This is a genomic window from Aliivibrio sp. 1S128 (assembly GCF_001691065.1).
Lineage (GTDB): Bacteria > Pseudomonadota > Gammaproteobacteria > Enterobacterales > Vibrionaceae > Aliivibrio.
In genome coordinates this window covers 212,136-229,629 of sequence record NZ_MAJV01000003.1, presented here as the reverse complement: position 1 = coordinate 229,629, position 17,494 = coordinate 212,136, and the positions used below count along the sequence as shown (strand labels likewise).

The window sequence follows — 17,494 nt, the reverse complement described above, 5'->3', positions numbered from 1 at the left end:
GATCTTTTCGTAGATCGTAAGGAATTTTCGATAAGGAATATCATGTCTTTGCCATCGTCATTACGTTCTCTTGCAGAGCGTCGCCAACAAGAATTAACCCATCTTCCTCATGTTCAAACTTGGCCTGAACTTTATCAACATCAATTACTCATTGCCCTTGGCTGTAGTGATTTCTTGCATGAATGCTTTCAACAAGATGAATACCTATGCCAACATTTCCCTTTGATGTTTGATGTTGTTGATAGAAGTGAGGAGTATCGTTTTCGATTGCAAGAATTGTTGTCATCATGTTCTGACGAAAATGAATTGATGCGACAACTGCGTTATTTCCGCCGTAGAGAAATGGCGTACATAGCATGGCGAGACTTTACTCATGACCATTTTTCTAATTCTAATTGGACTTTGGAGATTAGCCTTAGTCACCTTTCCTTGTTAGCTGAAGCATTAATTGTTGAATCGTACCAGTGGCTTTATAAGCAAGCGTGCATTGATTGGGGCACCCCAAGAAATGCACAAGGCGAAGAACAACCAATGCTGGTTATAGGTATGGGCAAATTAGGTGGAGGAGAGCTTAACTTCTCATCTGATATTGATTTGATTTTTACTTATCCCGAAAACGGTGAAACGGAAGGTGCTCGCAGGAGTATTGCGAATGCTCAATTTTTTACACGATTAGGGCAAAAGCTGATTAAAGCGTTAGATCAAACGACGGTTGATGGTTTCTGCTATCGGGTTGATTTACGTTTACGTCCTTTTGGCGAAAGTGGACCATTAGTAATGAGCTATGCGGCACTTGAAGATTACTACCAAGAGCAAGGTCGTGATTGGGAACGCTACGCGATGATAAAAGCGCGTGTCATGGGGAAAGAAACATACAGTCACTATCAAGAATTACGTCAAATGTTACGTCCATTTGTTTTTCGTCGTTATATCGATTTTGGTGCAATTCAAGCGCTACGTCGTATGAAGTCAATGATCACGACAGAAGTTCGTCGCCGAGGTTTACATGGCAATATAAAGCTTGGTTCTGGTGGTATTCGAGAAGTTGAGTTTATTGCTCAAGTATTCCAATTAATCCGTGGTGGCAGAGAGCCTTCTTTACGAGGTCGTGGGTTATTAGAGACGTTAACTGCGATTAAAGAATTAGGGCAACTGTCAGTTAAAGAGGTTGATGACCTTACCAAAGGTTACTGCTTTTTGCGTCGTTTAGAGAATTTATTACAAGCGATTGGAGATCAACAAACTCAAACATTACCCATGGATGAAAGAGACCAAACTCGTCTTGCTTTTGCTATGGGAATGCAAGATTGGGCGGAGTTGTACTCTGAAATAGAGCGACACATGAATACGATTCATGCCGTGTTTGAAGATTTGATTGGCCACGAGGAAGAAGAGTCAGAGAGTAGTATTGATAAAGCGTATATTGAGTTATGGGACATGGCACATAACCCAGAAGTTTTAGAACATATCTTACAAGAACTAAACCCTGAACAAGCAGAATCGTTAACTCAACATATAATTGAATTTAAAGGCGAGTTGAAAAAGAAAACCCTTGGCCCAAGAGGTCGAGAAGCCATTACTAATCTGATGCCAAAGCTGTTTAGTGTCGTGATCAGTCGAGAAGATGCTAGTGATGCCTTGCCACGCATCACCAAACTGCTCCAAGCCATTGCAACCAGAACGACTTACCTAGAGCTTCTTGATGAGCACAGCGGAGCATTACAACATTTAGTTCGCCTATGTGCAGCAAGTCCAATGGTTGCAGACCAATTAACTCGCTATCCAATTCTTCTTGATGAGCTATTGGATATAAATCAACTTTATAACCCTATTGAGTTAAGCCAGTATAAGGTTGAGCTACATGAATTTCTTGCTCGTATTCCTGAGGATGACATGGAACAGCAAATGGAGGCATTACGTCAGTTTAAGCAAGTGTGTTTGCTAAGAATTGCAGCCTCGGATATTGCTGGTGGATTATCACTTATGAAAGTAAGTGATCACTTAACGTATTTATCAGAAGCCATTGTTGAGGCGGTAATAAACCAAGCTTGGCTGCAAGTAACAGAAAAGTTTGGCGTTCCAACACATCTTGAAGGCCGAGATAGCAAAGGTTTTTCGGTTATTGGTTACGGTAAAGTTGGTGGGTGGGAGTTAGGTTATAATTCCGATCTTGATATTGTCTTCATGCACGATTGCGATACAAACACATATACTAATGGCAAAAAAGAAATCGATGGTCGCCAATTTTATCTTCGTTTAGCGCAACGCATTATTCATATATTTTCGGTGCGCACGTCATCAGGTATTTTATACGAAGTGGATACCCGTTTACGTCCATCGGGGGCATCGGGATTATTGGTAAGTACGAGTGAAGCATTTGATGAATACCAACGAGATGATGCATGGACGTGGGAGCACCAAGCTTTAGTCCGTGCTCGAATGATTTATGGTGATAACTTACTGCAAGGCGCCTTTAATAAAACGCGTCATGAGATTCTTTGTTTACCTCGAAATGAGAAGGATCTTCAGAAAGAAGTCGCTGAAATGCGAGAAAAGATGCGAGATCATCTAGGTGGAAAGAAAGCGGGGCGCTTTATGCTTAAACAAGATATCGGTGGTATTACTGATATTGAATTTTTAGCACAATATTTAGTATTAAATCATAGCCATCAAGCCCCTAAGCTAACTCGCTGGTCTGACAATGTTCGTATCTTTGAAAGTCTTTCGCAGCAAGGTGTGATGGATGAAGAATTGTGTCAGAAGCTAATTGATGCTTATTGCGTTATGAGAAATGAGATACATCATCGCAATTTATTAGGTTTTGATGCTGATGTTGATGAAAGTTGCTTTACTAAAGAAAGAGAAACGGTAGTCAACGCTTGGAACAAGTGGTTTATTGAATAAGCATTATTTAACTCTGCGTTTATTATTACTAAGTTGGCGTAGAACTTGCGTAAATGCTACCATTTATGACAGATAATTATCATAAATAGCTCGAACCGATAATGGTGGATAGTTTGCTATTTATTTCCCGGAGAAAAGAATGAAACCGACACTTCCTAACTATGATCAAGCAGGCGTTTTGATCATTGGTGATGTAATGCTTGATCGTTATTGGGGTGGCCCAACAACTCGTATTTCACCAGAAGCTCCAGTACCGGTTGTTAAAGTTAATAATATTGAAGAGCGTCCAGGTGGTGCTGCTAACGTAGCGATGAATATTGCCGCATTAGGTGGCGATGCTCATCTTGTAGGTTTGGTGGGTGAAGATGAACCAGCAAAAGCATTAGCCGCGACACTTAGTTCATTAAAAGTGCATTGTGATTTTGTCGCTCTTCCTGAGTTTCCAACGATAACAAAATTACGAGTGATGAGCCGTGGTCAACAGCTTATCCGTCTTGATTTTGAAGAAAGCTTCCATGATGTTCCTGCTGAACCACTGATCAGCCGTATGCAAGCGACCTTATCAAAAGTAAAAGCTGTTGTATTATCTGATTACGCAAAAGGCGCATTAGAACACGTACAACTAATGATTCAAGAAGCTCGAAAAGTAAATGTACCTGTATTTATTGATCCTAAAGGTGCGGATTTTGAGCGTTACCGTGGCGCGACGTTATTAACACCAAACATGCTTGAGTTTGAAACGGTTGTTGGCAAAGTAAAAGATGAAGATGACTTGGTAGCGAAAGGCCAACAAATCATTGAAGAGTTTGATTTTGAAGCTTTGCTTGTTACTCGTAGTGAACATGGCATGACATTGCTTCGTCGCGATATGGAACCATTACATTTACCAACACTTGCACGTGAAGTGTTTGATGTGACTGGTGCCGGTGATACGGTAATTTCTGTACTGGCAGCATCAGTATCAACAGGCAAACCGCTTGATGAAGCATGTGCTTTAGCAAATGCCGCTGCTGGTGTTGTGGTTGGGAAACTTGGTACATCAACATTATCAACAATTGAATTGGCAGAAGCGATTCACGGTAGCCAAGATTCTGGTTTTGGTATTATTGGTGAAGAACAGTTGATCAGCGCAGTAAAACAAGCGCGTGAACGTGGTGAAAAAGTCGTTATGACTAATGGGTGTTTTGACATTCTTCATGCGGGTCACGTGTCTTACTTAAATCATGCAGCAGAGTTGGGTGACCGCTTAATTGTTGCGGTAAATACGAATGAATCAGTACAACGCCTGAAAGGCCCTGGTCGTCCAATTAACCCTACGGATCGTCGTATGGCGGTATTGTCTGGTTTAGGTGCGGTTGATTGGGTTGTTCCTTTCTCAGAAGATACACCGCAGCGCTTAATCTCAGAAGTGTTACCAACACTTCTTGTAAAAGGTGGGGATTACGCGATTGAAGATATCGCAGGCGGTGCCGAAGTGATTGCTGCAGGTGGTGAAGTGAAAGTATTAAACTTTGAAGATGGTTGTTCAACAACCGGGATCATTGAAGCGATTAAAGGCGGTAGAGGTTAATTTATCTCTACTCGTAAATCGTGAATTCTTTAAAGATAAAAGCCCCATTATCTAATTTGATAATGGGGCTTTTTTATGATTTTCATAACAATTTAACTAGGTGTTATTCTAGTTTTTTTGCTTTTTCAATCATCTTTGTAATTGTTGAACCTTGAACAAGAATAGAGAAAACAACAACAGAGTAAGTCATCACCAATATAATTTCTCGTACATCGATATTTTTATCAGGAATAACTAAAATGCCAGATGGAATTGCCAAAGCCATTGCTAAGGCCAAGCCTCCACGAAGACCGCCCCACGTTAAAATATTAACGGATAATGGGTTGTATGTTCTGAAGCGTTTAAATCCGATGTAGGAAATGAATACACTTAAATAACGACTTGCGAGTACCAATGGAATCGAAATCGCCATTAAGATCCAATCTTCTTGATGGAATTGGAACAATAACATCGACATACCAATAAGAAGAAATAATACGCCATTTAAAAACTCATCAACGAGTTCCCAGAAATGGTCTAAATGATCTTCACTCTCTTTTGAAAAACCAATATAACGAGTCCAGTTGCCAATCATAATGCCTGACACCACCATCGCTAATGGGCCTGAAACATGAATAATTTCAGCAAATGCATAGCCTGATGTTGGAATACCAATCGTTAATAGCAACTCCATTGAGTGGTCATTGGTTGAGCTGATTAAGTAATGGAAAATAAGACCTAAAACTAAACCATAAATAATGCCGCCGATAGCTTCTTGTAAAAACAAAGCAGTAACACTACCTACCGTTGGGGTTTCTGAACCAAAAGCGATTGTAAATAAGGTAACGAAAATGACCAAACCAAAACCATCATTGAACAGGGATTCACCTTCAATTTGGGTTGAAATACGTTGTGGTGCATTTAATTTTTTCACAATCGCAAGAACAGCAATTGGATCGGTTGGAGAGATAAGCGCACCAAATAATAGGCAGTAGATTAAATCGAAATTAATGCCTATCAGGCTGCATATTCCCCATAAGGCGAAACCGATAAAGAAGGTAGAGAATAAAGTTGCACCTAAAGCAAGTACCGTAATTTCCCATTTTTGGTCTTTTAGATTTTGTAGTTTGATCCCCAGGCCGCCAGCAAACAATAAGAAACCTAATATTCCTTTTAATAGAAAATCTTCAAAGTTTATTTCAGTTAAGGTGTCGGTAGCTATTTCTCTAAGATGGAACCAATCATTCTGACCTGCGACAATAAGTCCCAGAGATAGGATCATAGAACCAGCGGTGATCGCTATGGTGGTTTGCATCTTTCCTATTTTGCTATTAAAAAATGCGATTAACATAGCAGCTGCTGCAAGAAAACAGAGTGTGTTATATACGGACATTGTTTAACCTCTATATATGTTATTTGTGTAACAAAATGTGATGAAGGTCATTTTCCACTCAAATTGATAAATATCAAACTTTATTTCTAATTTGTTAAAATAAAACCATTTTGGACGTCTAGATTCCTATTAGATGTGTGATAGGATTGTAACAAGAAAGTATTATGGATGAGGCAGTACCGTGGCAGGAAGCAATAAGAAAACTCAAATAGAAAAACAACTTTTGGAACGTATACTTTTGATAGATGGTGGTATGGGAACCATGATCCAAGAGTATAAGTTTGAAGAACAAGATTATCGTGGAGAGCGCTTTAGTGATTGGCATTGTGACCTTAAAGGTAATAATGATCTCTTAGTGCTTTCCCGTCCTGAAATTATAAGAGATATCCATTCTGCTTATTTAGAAGCGGGTGCTGATATTCTAGAAACAAACACGTTTAACTCAACAACGATTGCAATGGCTGACTATGATATGGAAAGCCTAAGTGATGAAATGAACTTTGAGGCGGCAAGGTTAGCAAGAGAAGTCGCTGATGAGTGGACGCTAAAAACACCTCATAAGCCACGTTATGTTGCTGGTGTCTTAGGTCCAACCAACAGAACGTGTTCAATCTCTCCTGATGTTAATGATCCAGGTTATCGAAATGTCTCTTTTGATGAGTTAGTTGAGGCGTATTCAGAATCGACTCGCGCATTAATCAATGGGGGATCTGATTTAATTCTGATTGAAACCATCTTTGATACTTTGAATGCAAAAGCGTGTTCTTTTGCGGTCGAATCCGTTTTTGAAGAAATGGGCATCACACTACCCGTTATGATTTCCGGTACGATAACGGATGCGTCAGGACGTACTCTCTCTGGGCAAACAACAGAAGCTTTTTATAATGCATTACGCCACGTTAAACCGATTTCATTTGGTTTAAATTGTGCTCTTGGTCCTGATGAATTACGTGAGTATGTTGGCGAATTATCTCGAATTTCAGAATGCAATGTATCAGCGCACCCTAATGCTGGTTTACCTAATGCCTTTGGTGAATATGACTTATCTCCAGAAGAGATGGCTGAACACGTAAAAGAGTGGGCAGAAAGCGGATTCCTAAATTTGATTGGCGGTTGCTGTGGTACGACACCAGAACACATTCGTCAAATGGCAGAAGCTGTTGAAGGCGTTAAACCTCGTCAATTACCCACTCTTCCTGTTGCTTGTCGCTTATCGGGTTTAGAGCCACTGACGATATCAAAAGAATCCCTTTTTGTGAACGTTGGTGAAAGGACAAATGTTACCGGCTCTGCTCGTTTTAAGCGTCTCATTAAAGAAGAACTATATGATGAAGCGTTAAGCGTCGCTCGTGAGCAAGTAGAAAACGGCGCTCAAATAATAGATATCAACATGGATGAAGGCATGCTTGACTCTGAAGCGTGCATGGTTAAATTCTTAAACCTCTGTGCTTCTGAGCCAGAAATATCTAAAGTGCCAGTGATGGTCGATTCTTCTAAGTGGGAAGTTATCGAAGCGGGTCTTAAATGTATTCAAGGTAAGGGTATTGTGAACTCAATATCCCTTAAAGAAGGCAAAGAAAAATTCTTACAACAAGCTAAGCTGATCCGTCGTTATGGCGCCGCTGTGATTGTGATGGCCTTTGATGAAGTTGGTCAGGCGGATACGCGTGAGCGAAAAATAGAAATATGTACTAACGCTTATAACATCTTAGTGGATGAAATTGGTTTCCCACCAGAAGACATTATTTTTGACCCTAACATCTTTGCTGTTGCAACAGGAATAGATGAACATAACAACTACGCTGTTGATTTTATTGAAGCCGTTGCTGATATAAAAAGAACGCTTCCCCATGCCATGATTTCTGGTGGTGTATCTAACGTGTCATTCTCGTTCCGTGGTAATAATTACGTACGAGAAGCGATTCATGCTGTGTTCTTATACCACTGTTTTAAACATGGTATGGATATGGGGATAGTGAACGCAGGTCAATTAGAGATTTACGATAACTTACCTGAAGATTTACGTGAAGCGGTAGAAGATGTAGTACTTAACCGTCGTGATGATTCAACAGAACGCTTACTTGATATGGCAACAGAATATCTAGAACGAGCGGTCGGAAAAGTTGAAGATAAATCGGCTTTAGAGTGGAGAACATGGTCGGTAGAAAAACGCCTTGAACATTCTTTGGTTAAGGGAATTACAGATTTCATTGTAGAAGATACCGAAGAGGCTCGTGTGAATTCAGAACGACCAATTCATGTGATTGAAGGTCCATTAATGGACGGCATGAATGTGGTGGGAGATCTGTTTGGCGAAGGCAAAATGTTCCTACCTCAAGTGGTTAAATCTGCACGAGTAATGAAACAAGCCGTTGCCCACTTAGAGCCTTTTATCGACGCAACTAAAGATGTAGGTTCAACAAATGGTAAGATTTTATTAGCAACCGTAAAGGGCGATGTTCACGATATTGGTAAGAATATTGTAGGGGTTGTTCTTCAATGTAATAACTATGAAATTATAGATCTTGGTGTCATGGTTTCTTGTGAAAAAATACTTAAAGTAGCAAAAGAAGAAAACGTCGATATTATCGGACTTTCTGGTCTTATTACGCCATCACTTGATGAAATGGTCCATGTCGCCAAAGAAATGGAACGCCAAGGGTTTGATTTGCCTCTTTTGATTGGTGGTGCAACCACATCTAAAGCACATACCGCGGTGAAGATAGAGCAAAACTATTCTCAGCCAGTGGTCTATGTAAATAACGCCTCTCGTGCTGTTGGAGTGTGTACGTCATTACTTTCTAAGGAATTGAAACCTGCGTTTATTGAGAAGTTGGATATCGATTATGACCGCGTTCGTGAGCAGCATAGCCGTAAAACACCACGAACAAAACCAGTGTCATTGGCAAGAGCACGAGCGAATAAAGTCGATATTGATTGGGTTAACTACACGCCACCAGCTCCGGTAAAGTCAGGTGTACATATTTTTGATGATATGGATGTAGCGACTTTACGTGAATATATTGATTGGACTCCTTTCTTCATGACGTGGTCTTTAATGGGAAAATACCCTGCAATTTTAGATCATGAAGAAGTCGGTGAAGAAGCGAAACGCTTGTATAAAGATGCGAATGATTTGCTTGATCGTGTAGAGAAAGAGAAACTATTAAAAGCACGAGGTATGTGTGCGCTTTTCCCTGCTAATAGCGTTGATGATGATATTGAAGTTTACACCGATGAATCTCGTACCGACGTATTAAAAGTGCTGCATAACTTACGTCAACAAACAGAAAAACCAAAAGGCTTTAACTATTGTTTGTCTGATTATATTGCTCCTAAAAAGAGTGGAAAAGCCGATTGGATTGGTGGTTTTGCGGTGACAGGGGGGATTGGTGAGCGAGCTCTCGCTGACGACTATAAAGCAAAAGGTGATGATTATAATGCCATTATGATCCAAGCGGTTGCCGATCGTTTAGCAGAAGCTTTTGCGGAATATTTACATAAAATAGTACGTAAAGAAATTTGGGGGTATTCACCAGATGAAACCTTATCTAATGATGATCTTATCCGTGAAAAATACCAAGGTATCCGACCTGCTCCTGGTTATCCTGCTTGTCCTGAGCATACAGAAAAAGGAACATTGTGGGAGTTGATGAACGTTGAAGAATCGATTGGTATGTCGTTAACCTCAAGTTATGCTATGTGGCCGGGAGCCTCGGTTTCAGGTATGTACTTTTCACATCCCGATTGTCGTTATTTTGCGATAGCTCAAATCCAAAAAGATCAGGCAGAAAGTTATGCTGAGAGAAAGGGGTGGGATATGCTAGAAACAGAGAAATGGTTAGGTCCAAATTTAAACTAATCGTCTTAAAGAAAGTACTTTAAAACAAAAAGCCCATTCGTTATTAGCGAATGGGCTTTTTTAGATATTGTAAAAGAGAGATTTATTTTTCAAAGAGTTCTTTGTGTAATACTTTTACAGCTTGTTTTGATTCTGATTCATGAAGTAAGAAACATAAATTATGCTGACTTGCACCATAACAAATCATGCGTAAATTAAAGTCTTCTAAAGTACCAAATACTTGTTTAGCAGAACCTTTTGAATGGCTCATTTGGTTACCAATGAGAGCAACTAGGCATAGGTGGTGCTCTATTTCAACGGTACATAATTGCTCTAGTTCTTGTTGTGCTGCTGGTGGTAACTCAGGCGCTTTGCCATTGGTGTTCGTTTGATCAAGAGTTAAAGCAACACTCACTTCAGAAGTTGTAATTAAATCTACTGAGATTTGGTACTTTGCTAAAATTTTAAATACTTCGGCAAGAAAACCGTAAGCATGAAACATATTTGGGCTGTGCAGTGTGACCATTGTTTGGTTGCAACGTAAGGTTAACGCTCTAAATAGAGGTGAACTATTCACTGTTTTCTTTATCCACGTACCGCCTTTTTCTGGTTCTTTTGATGACCCCACAAAAACAGGAATTTGGTGACGAAGCGCTGGAAGCAAGGTTGATGGGTGTAGGATCTTTGCCCCATAATTCGCCATTTCAGAGGCTTCACTGAAACTAATTTCTGGAATAGGGGAAGCGGCAGAGGCGATGCGAGGATCGGTCGTGTAAATACCGGGAACGTCAGTCCAGATCTCTAATCCACATGCGCGAACTGATTCAGCAATCAAGGCGGCGCTGTAGTCACTGCCTCCTCGACCTAGAGTTGTTGTATTTCCATCGTTATCAGAGCCAATAAAACCTTGGGTTATGACAATATGTTTTTGGCATAAAGGAACCAGTTTTTCTTGAGCTAAGCGCGAGATGTCTTCAAGTTGTGGCTCACCTCTACCAAATTGAGAATCTGTACGTAATACCGTTCGAATATCAAAGCGAACAGCAGAATTACCACGTTCAATCAATAATTGGGTAAATAGATGAGTGGACATTAATTCACCACAGGCGACAAGGCGGTCAGTAAGTTCGTCGCTAGATTGAAGCGCCGCCGCATCTGCCGCTTTTTCTACATCATCCAAGATCTCAAGAATGGCTTTTTCTGGATAAATGGGATCAGAAAGTTGGTCTAATACAGAAAAATGAATGGATTTTAATTCTGAGAGGATCGCTTTTTTTCTTTGGTTATCTTGTGTGCCGTTGGCGAGTTCAACTAAAAGGTTAGTGACACCCGAGCAGGCACTGATAACAACAAGGTGAGTATTTTTATTTTGCTCTATGACATAAGCACTGCGGTTCATTGCTTCAAAATTTGCAACGCTTGTTCCGCCAAATTTAGCAACATTTATAGGGTTCACTTTCCTGTCTCCCGACTACATCCAATGTGGAAATAAATGTGAAGAGTCATAGCAAAAAATAAATAGCTGCTAGAAGCTCTCCACTTAAAATTAAGTGGCAATCGTAAGGATTCAGCCAATACGATCGATAAACCTCTCCCAAGAAGGTTTATCTCGGCACTGCTCTCCCTCACTTATTTGTTTGGGAGTTTGGGCTCCACAAATAAAGCTACCTAGTCAGTGCTCCTCTTCTGTGTATGTTTTATACAACAAAACATATGTTAACAATGTGCTTTTTTATGAAACAAATGTCAATCAATAGTAATGACTTTATTTTATTTTCTCTGGTTTAAAGTAAAAATGAGCGCTTTCTGGTTATTTTATATAGTTAAGTCACTCTAATTACTTCGTCTAATTGAGTTTAATTATTATTGTGTCTATTCTTTAATCACTAACATTTCAAGGAGTGAATAATGCAAAGTTTTATCCCGCCTAAAAGAACCCTTATGGGACCAGGTCCTTCTGATATATCACCTCAGGTATTGCAGGCATTAAGCAGGCCAACGATAGGGCATTTAGACCCGTTGTTTATTAATATGATGGATGAAGTGAAAGAGTTACTTAAATATGCATTTCAAACTGACAATGAATTTACTATTGCGGTTTCTGCCCCTGGAAGCGCGGGAATGGAAACCTGTTTTGTTAATTTAGTAGAAGACGGTGAAAAAGTATTAGTTTGTCGTAATGGTGTTTTTGGCGAACGAATGCGCCAAAATGTTGAGCGATGTGGTGGAACCGCGATTGTCATTGATGATAAGTGGGGCGAGCCAGTTTCTTTAAATAAAGTTGAAGAGGCTCTGCAACAACATTCAGATATTAAGATAGTCGCTTTTGTTCATGCAGAGACATCGACGGGTGTATTAAGTGATGCTGAAGCCATTTCAAATTTAGCTCGTCAGCATGGATGTTTAACCATTGTTGATGCAGTAACATCATTAGGTGGCGTACCATTATTGGTTGATAAATGGCAATTAGATGCGGTTTATTCTGGCTCCCAAAAATGTTTATCTTGTACTCCAGGCTTATCACCCGTGACGTTTTCTGAACGAGCTGTGGACAAAATGAAATCAAGAATCAAGCCTGTTCAAAGTTGGTTTTTAGATCAAAGTTTAGTGCTGTCTTATTGGAGTGGCGAAGGAAAACGAAGCTATCACCATACAGCGCCTGTGAATAGTTTGTATGCATTACATGAATCATTATTAATGCTTAAAAATGAAGGATTAGAAGCCGCTTGGAGTAGACACGCATTTTACCACCAAGAGTTAAAACAAGGGTTAGAATCGTTAGGTATTCAGTTTATCGTTGATGAAGCGTATCGTTTACCACAGCTTAATGCCGTTTATATCCCAGAAGGGGTTAGCGATGTGGAAGTGAGAAGTCGATTACTGAATGAATATAATTTAGAAATTGGTGCTGGGCTAGGGGATTTAGCCGGAAAGACTTGGCGTATTGGTTTGATGGGGTATGCGGCTAAGAAAGAGAATGTTGCATTATGCTTAAAAGCCTTATCAGATGTTCTTTAGATCATAAATAAAAGGCCGCTGAAAAATCAGCGGCTTTTTATTGTCAGTTTTATTTATTATTTTCTTTTTGGCGTAATTTTTCGTCGAGTTGCACCAAGTCAAATTTGTTATTTGGAAAAAGAAAAATGGCTTCTCTTCTAATATCTTCTGCTCTTTTTTCTTCCCCTAAAGCTTGGTAGGCAATAATCAGATTTTGATAAAATGCCGGTCTTGGTTTTGTTTTAATAAGCTCTTTTGACCAAGTGATATAAGGTGTGATTAATTCTGGTTTTTTGTTCACGATACCAATGGATAGTTGAGCCGATAATACATCCCAATTAAATCGGTCTTCCCAAACGACAGGATTAGTCACTTGAGCCAAAATATCAGGATTCATTGGTCGAGTTGTTTCAAATTTAGTTAATATCCAGTTAGTGTGCAGTGTTGAAAGCATATAAAAAGCAGTGACAATTGGCAGTACCAATGAGCTGACTCGCAGTGTGATTTTACTGATATCACTAATGCGGTATTTTTTATATTTACAGCTTAGTTGGTCTATCCAGAACAGAAGAATGATGAAAGTAAACCAGTGCAGCATAGAGTGGTAAAACGGATACTCTAATTGGCTATGAATGAAGATCGGAGCGATTAAAGCCAGTAGAGCAAATTGTGTATCTAGTTTACTTTTTCGTATTTTGAGTAAAACACCACCCGCGGCAAGCAATAAACCTAGAATCGCAACGATCCCCCCCTCTACACCCCAGTATAAAACTTCATTGTGAGGGTGATCCATTGAAGGCAATCCTGGTTTGTAACTTGATGATATTTGGTGCTGTTTTGCTGTGTATAATATGTATTCTGCTTCGTAATTTCCGTAACCATAGCCTGTGATTGGCTTTTCTAAAAACATATCTAGAGCTTGTGGGAAAATATATTGTCTTGCATCGGTTAAATTTATTTTTTGACTGGCTAATGAAACATTTGATAAATCCTCATTATTCGATAAATTGAATAGAGCAAAGCTGCCACTAAAGCCAATAATTAATGCTAATACCCAAGAGAAGAAACGCTGTTTAGTGCAATATTTCCACATGTATGGAGTAAGCAAAGCAACGCTGAACAAGGTTGCGATCCAGCCTGTTCTAGACGCTAATACGACGATGAGTGGTAAAGTAAATATGATCGTTGCATAAAGAAGAGTGAGAGCAATGATATTTTCACGGTATTTAATTGGTTGTCTGGCAAGAAAATAAGAGGCAATGGCAAGTCCTGTCGCTAGGAAGCTAGCCATAACATTCGGTTGCTGAAAAATGCCATAAGGACGATTTGCTATAACGTTATAGCCGAAACTGTTACCTTCTTTTAAAAAAAGGTATTGGATATAGCCAAAAACGGCTTCGATTAATACTGAACCGATAATGCACCACAAGAGCCATTGTTTCTGTTTATTTGAAAAAGCAAATTGTTGTAATGTAATAAAGAATAATAACCCCGCCCACAGACCTAAGAATTTGCCTAACGCTGATTGGGGGGAGGCATCATGATAAAACAGAGGAAGACAAAGCAAGATAACGGCGAATAATAAAACCAGAGTTAAGGTCGAATATTTAATTAGACCTTGTTTTGCTATATGAAATAAAGCGATTGCAATCGCAATGCTTGCAGGGATCCAAGAGGCGGCATTGAATGCGAGGTGTAGCCCTGAACCACCAGGGTTCGGTTGGAAAAAATGAGCACAAACAAAGAAAAGAACACTTAAGCTAAATAGATAAGATTTGGTTAATGGTTTTTTTATCTTTCTAGCTTCTAATTGTGTTCCTTGAGTGAGTAGCGTTGCCATGTTTCATTAATTCCTTATTACGAGCATGAGAATAAAAGTAAAGCCAACAAAATGCTGGCTTTATTCTATCTGATCCAAGTAATAAAAGGCTTAATTTTATTACTTTAACATCGGTTTTAAGAAGCGTGCCGTATGAGAGCCCTCAACTAATGCAACGTCTTCAGGGGTTCCTGCAGCGATAATCTCCCCACCGCCTTGCCCACCTTCTGGTCCTAAGTCGATAATCCAGTCTGCGGTTTTTACGACATCAAGGTTGTGTTCAATAACAACGATGGTATTTCCTCGTTCTCGTAAACGGTGGAGTACATTCAAAAGTTGTTGAATATCGTGAAAATGCAAACCAGTTGTTGGTTCATCTAAAATATACAACGTCTTACCTGTGTCTCGTTTAGAGAGCTCGCGAGCTAACTTCACTCGCTGGGCTTCACCACCAGAGAGAGTGGTCGCAGCTTGTCCTAAACGAATATAAGATAGCCCCACATCCATTAGAGTTTGCAGTTTTCGTGCAATTACAGGGACAGGTTGAAAGAAAGTATGAGCATCTTCAATTGTCATTTGAAGCACTTCATCAATACTCTTACCTTTGTATTTTACTTCTAACGTTTCGCGGTTATAGCGTTTTCCTGTACATACATCACATGGCACATAAACATCAGGTAAGAAGTGCATTTCCACCTTGATTACGCCATCACCTTGACATGCTTCACAGCGACCGCCGCGAACGTTAAAGCTAAAGCGACCTGGTTTATAGCCACGAGAACGAGATTCAGGTGTACCTGAAAACAGTTCACGAATAGGGGTAAAAATTCCGGTATAAGTTGCAGGGTTTGAACGAGGCGTTCGTCCTATTGGGCTTTGATCTATGTCGATCACTTTATCAAAATGTTCAATGCCTTTGATTTTCTTATATGGCGCAGGCTCTGATGTTGTTGCACCATTTAATTGGGTATGAGCAATTTTAAAGAAAGTATCGTTAATTAACGTCGATTTACCTGAACCTGAAACCCCTGTCACGCAAGTAAACAGGCCGACAGGTAATTTTAATGTGACGTCTTTTAAGTTATTACCTGTTGCTCCAATTAATTCAACCTGTTTTTTAGGATCGGCTTTGATGCGTTCTTTAGGTACTGCGATTTCTTTCGCACCGCTTAAGTATTGACCGGTGAGTGAGTCTGGATTTGAAATAATATCTTGATAGTTACCTTCTGCGACAATATGACCACCATGAATCCCAGCGCCTGGACCAATATCGATAATATGATCGGCACTTCTTATTGCGTCTTCATCATGTTCAACAACAATAACAGTATTACCAAGATCACGAAGGTGATTAAGGGTTTTTAATAGACGTTCATTATCTCGTTGGTGCAGGCCAATAGAAGGCTCATCAAGGACGTACATAACACCAACTAAACCTGCACCAATTTGACTTGCTAAGCGAATACGCTGCGCTTCGCCACCAGAAAGGGTATCCGCGCTGCGTGATAAGCTAAGGTAATTTAAGCCGACATTAATAAGGAAGTTCAGACGCTCATGAATCTCTTTCATTACCTTATCTGCGATTTGAGCTTTTTGCCCTTTCAGTTCTAGAGAACTAAAAAATGCCATTGAGTCTTGAATACTCATTTCACAGATTTCAGGTAATGTTGTATCACCAACAAATACACTACGTGCTTCTAAACGTAAACGCGTACCGTGACAGCTTGAACAAGATTGAGTTGAAATATACTTTGATAGATCATCACGCACAGAGCTTGATTCGGTTTCTTTATAGCGACGGTCAAGCGTATTTAATATTCCTTCAAAAGGGTGGCGCTTAACGCGTAGATCGCCGCGGTCATTGCTGTATTGGAACTCAACTTCTTCCGTACCTGAACCATTAAGAATGATATTTTGAAATTTCTTTGATAATGATTTAAATGGTGCAAAAAGATCAAATCCATAGTGCTTGGCTAATGAACCTAACATTTGAAAGTAGTAATAGTTTTTCTGATCCCAACCTTTAATCGCCCCTTCAGCAATACTGAGCTTATTATCTAAAACAATACGATCAGCATCAAAATACTGCTGAACCCCTAAGCCATCACAAGTACCACAAGCACCGGCTGGGTTGTTGAATGAAAACAGGCGGGGTTCAAGTTCAGACATGCTGTAACCACAATGTGGACACGCAAAATTGGCAGAAAAAATTAGAGGCTCATGATCGGTGTCATCCATATGATCAACAACAGCAATACCACCAGTGAGTTCTAGTGCGGTCTCAAAAGATTCGGCAAGACGTTGTTTTAAATCATCTCGAACTTTAAAGCGATCAACAACGACTTCAATAGTGTGCTTTTTATGAAGTTCTAATGTCGGAGGATCAGAGAGATCACACACTTCACCATCAATACGAGCACGAATAAACCCTTGCGCGGCTAAATTTTCTAACGTTTTAACATGCTCACCTTTACGTTCTTTCACAATAGGTGCTAACAACATCAGCTTTGTGCCTTCAGGCAACTCTAACGCTTTATCAACCATTTGGCTGATGGTTTGTGCTGTTAATTCGACATGATGATCAGGACAGCGAGGTTCGCCAATGCGAGCATATAAAAGACGCAGGTAATCGTAAATTTCAGTAATTGTCCCGACGGTAGAGCGAGGGTTGTGAGATGTTGATTTTTGTTCGATAGAAATCGCAGGAGAAAGGCCTTCAATGTGGTCAACATCGGGCTTTTCCATTAGGGATAAGAATTGACGAGCATAGGCAGATAACGATTCTACATAGCGTCGTTGGCCTTCTGCATATAAAGTATCAAAAGCCAAAGAGGATTTACCTGAACCGGATAACCCCGTAATAACGGTTAGCTTATCTCGTGGGATAGTTAAGCTAATGTCTTTTAGGTTATGGGTTCTTGCACCGCGAACTTCAATTTTATCCATGGAACTCTCACTACTTAAAGAATAACTAGAAGATAAGTATTGCAC

General features: G+C 39.9%; 8 protein-coding genes and 1 riboswitch. Of the genes, 4 read left to right on the top strand and 4 right to left on the bottom strand.

From position 1 onward, the window contains the following. The first annotated feature begins 42 nt into the window (after positions 1–42). Together glnE and hldE are read left to right on the top strand one after the other, a co-directional pair. Positions 43–2,904: a bifunctional [glutamate--ammonia ligase]-adenylyl-L-tyrosine phosphorylase/[glutamate--ammonia-ligase] adenylyltransferase gene (glnE, locus tag A6E03_RS02895; protein ID WP_065594158.1), complete on the top strand. Its 2,862-nt coding sequence runs from the start codon at positions 43–45 to the stop codon at positions 2,902–2,904. Positions 2,905–3,043: 139 nt separating this feature from the next. Further along, positions 3,044–4,474, top strand: a complete 1,431-nt coding sequence (hldE, locus tag A6E03_RS02890) for a bifunctional D-glycero-beta-D-manno-heptose-7-phosphate kinase/D-glycero-beta-D-manno-heptose 1-phosphate adenylyltransferase HldE (protein WP_065600138.1) — start codon at positions 3,044–3,046, stop codon at positions 4,472–4,474. Between the two features lie 103 nt (positions 4,475–4,577). Here hldE and A6E03_RS02885 read toward each other — a convergent pair whose 3' ends face one another. Beyond that, complete coding sequence (locus tag A6E03_RS02885) at positions 4,578–5,846, bottom strand: sodium:proton antiporter (protein ID WP_065594156.1); 1,269 nt, start codon at positions 5,844–5,846, stop codon at positions 4,578–4,580. A 181-nt stretch (positions 5,847–6,027) separates the two neighbouring features. Between A6E03_RS02885 and metH the strand changes: the two genes are divergently transcribed. Continuing rightward, positions 6,028–9,708, top strand: coding sequence for a methionine synthase (gene metH, locus A6E03_RS02880; protein ID WP_065600137.1), 3,681 nt, complete (start codon positions 6,028–6,030; stop codon positions 9,706–9,708). An 82-nt stretch (positions 9,709–9,790) separates the two neighbouring features. Here the strand turns inward: metH and lysC are convergent, their stop codons facing one another. Then, on the bottom strand, positions 9,791–11,143 hold the full coding sequence (gene lysC / locus A6E03_RS02875; RefSeq protein ID WP_065600136.1) for a lysine-sensitive aspartokinase 3: 1,353 nt from the start codon (positions 11,141–11,143) through the stop codon (positions 9,791–9,793). Between the two features lie 65 nt (positions 11,144–11,208). Continuing rightward, positions 11,209–11,381, bottom strand: a riboswitch (Lysine riboswitch). Positions 11,382–11,595: 214 nt separating this feature from the next. Here lysC and A6E03_RS02870 point away from each other — a divergent pair. Next, positions 11,596–12,705 carry an alanine--glyoxylate aminotransferase family protein gene (locus A6E03_RS02870; protein ID WP_065600135.1) on the top strand — a complete coding sequence of 370 codons (1,110 nt, stop codon included), beginning with the start codon at positions 11,596–11,598 and terminating at the stop codon, positions 12,703–12,705. Between the two features lie 49 nt (positions 12,706–12,754). Here A6E03_RS02870 and A6E03_RS02865 read toward each other — a convergent pair whose 3' ends face one another. Together A6E03_RS02865 and uvrA are read right to left on the bottom strand one after the other, a co-directional pair. Next, the gene (locus A6E03_RS02865) at positions 12,755–14,524 is read right to left on the bottom strand and encodes a PglL family O-oligosaccharyltransferase (RefSeq protein WP_065600134.1); all 1,770 of its coding nucleotides are present in this window, start codon (positions 14,522–14,524) and stop codon (positions 12,755–12,757) included. Positions 14,525–14,623: 99 nt separating this feature from the next. Then, positions 14,624–17,449: an excinuclease ABC subunit UvrA gene (uvrA, locus tag A6E03_RS02860; protein ID WP_065600133.1), complete on the bottom strand. Its 2,826-nt coding sequence runs from the start codon at positions 17,447–17,449 to the stop codon at positions 14,624–14,626. Positions 17,450–17,494: the final 45 nt, after the last annotated feature.

Coding starts and splice junctions, on each gene's coding strand:
- glnE (WP_065594158.1), top strand. CDS start 43: ATGTCTTTGCCATCGTCATTACGTTCTCTTGCAGAGCGTCGCCAACAA.
- hldE (WP_065600138.1), top strand. CDS start 3,044: ATGAAACCGACACTTCCTAACTATGATCAAGCAGGCGTTTTGATCATT.
- A6E03_RS02885 (WP_065594156.1), bottom strand. CDS start 5,846: ATGTCCGTATATAACACACTCTGTTTTCTTGCAGCAGCTGCTATGTTA.
- A6E03_RS02870 (WP_065600135.1), top strand. CDS start 11,596: ATGCAAAGTTTTATCCCGCCTAAAAGAACCCTTATGGGACCAGGTCCT.
- A6E03_RS02865 (WP_065600134.1), bottom strand. CDS start 14,524: ATGGCAACGCTACTCACTCAAGGAACACAATTAGAAGCTAGAAAGATA.
- uvrA (WP_065600133.1), bottom strand. CDS start 17,449: ATGGATAAAATTGAAGTTCGCGGTGCAAGAACCCATAACCTAAAAGAC.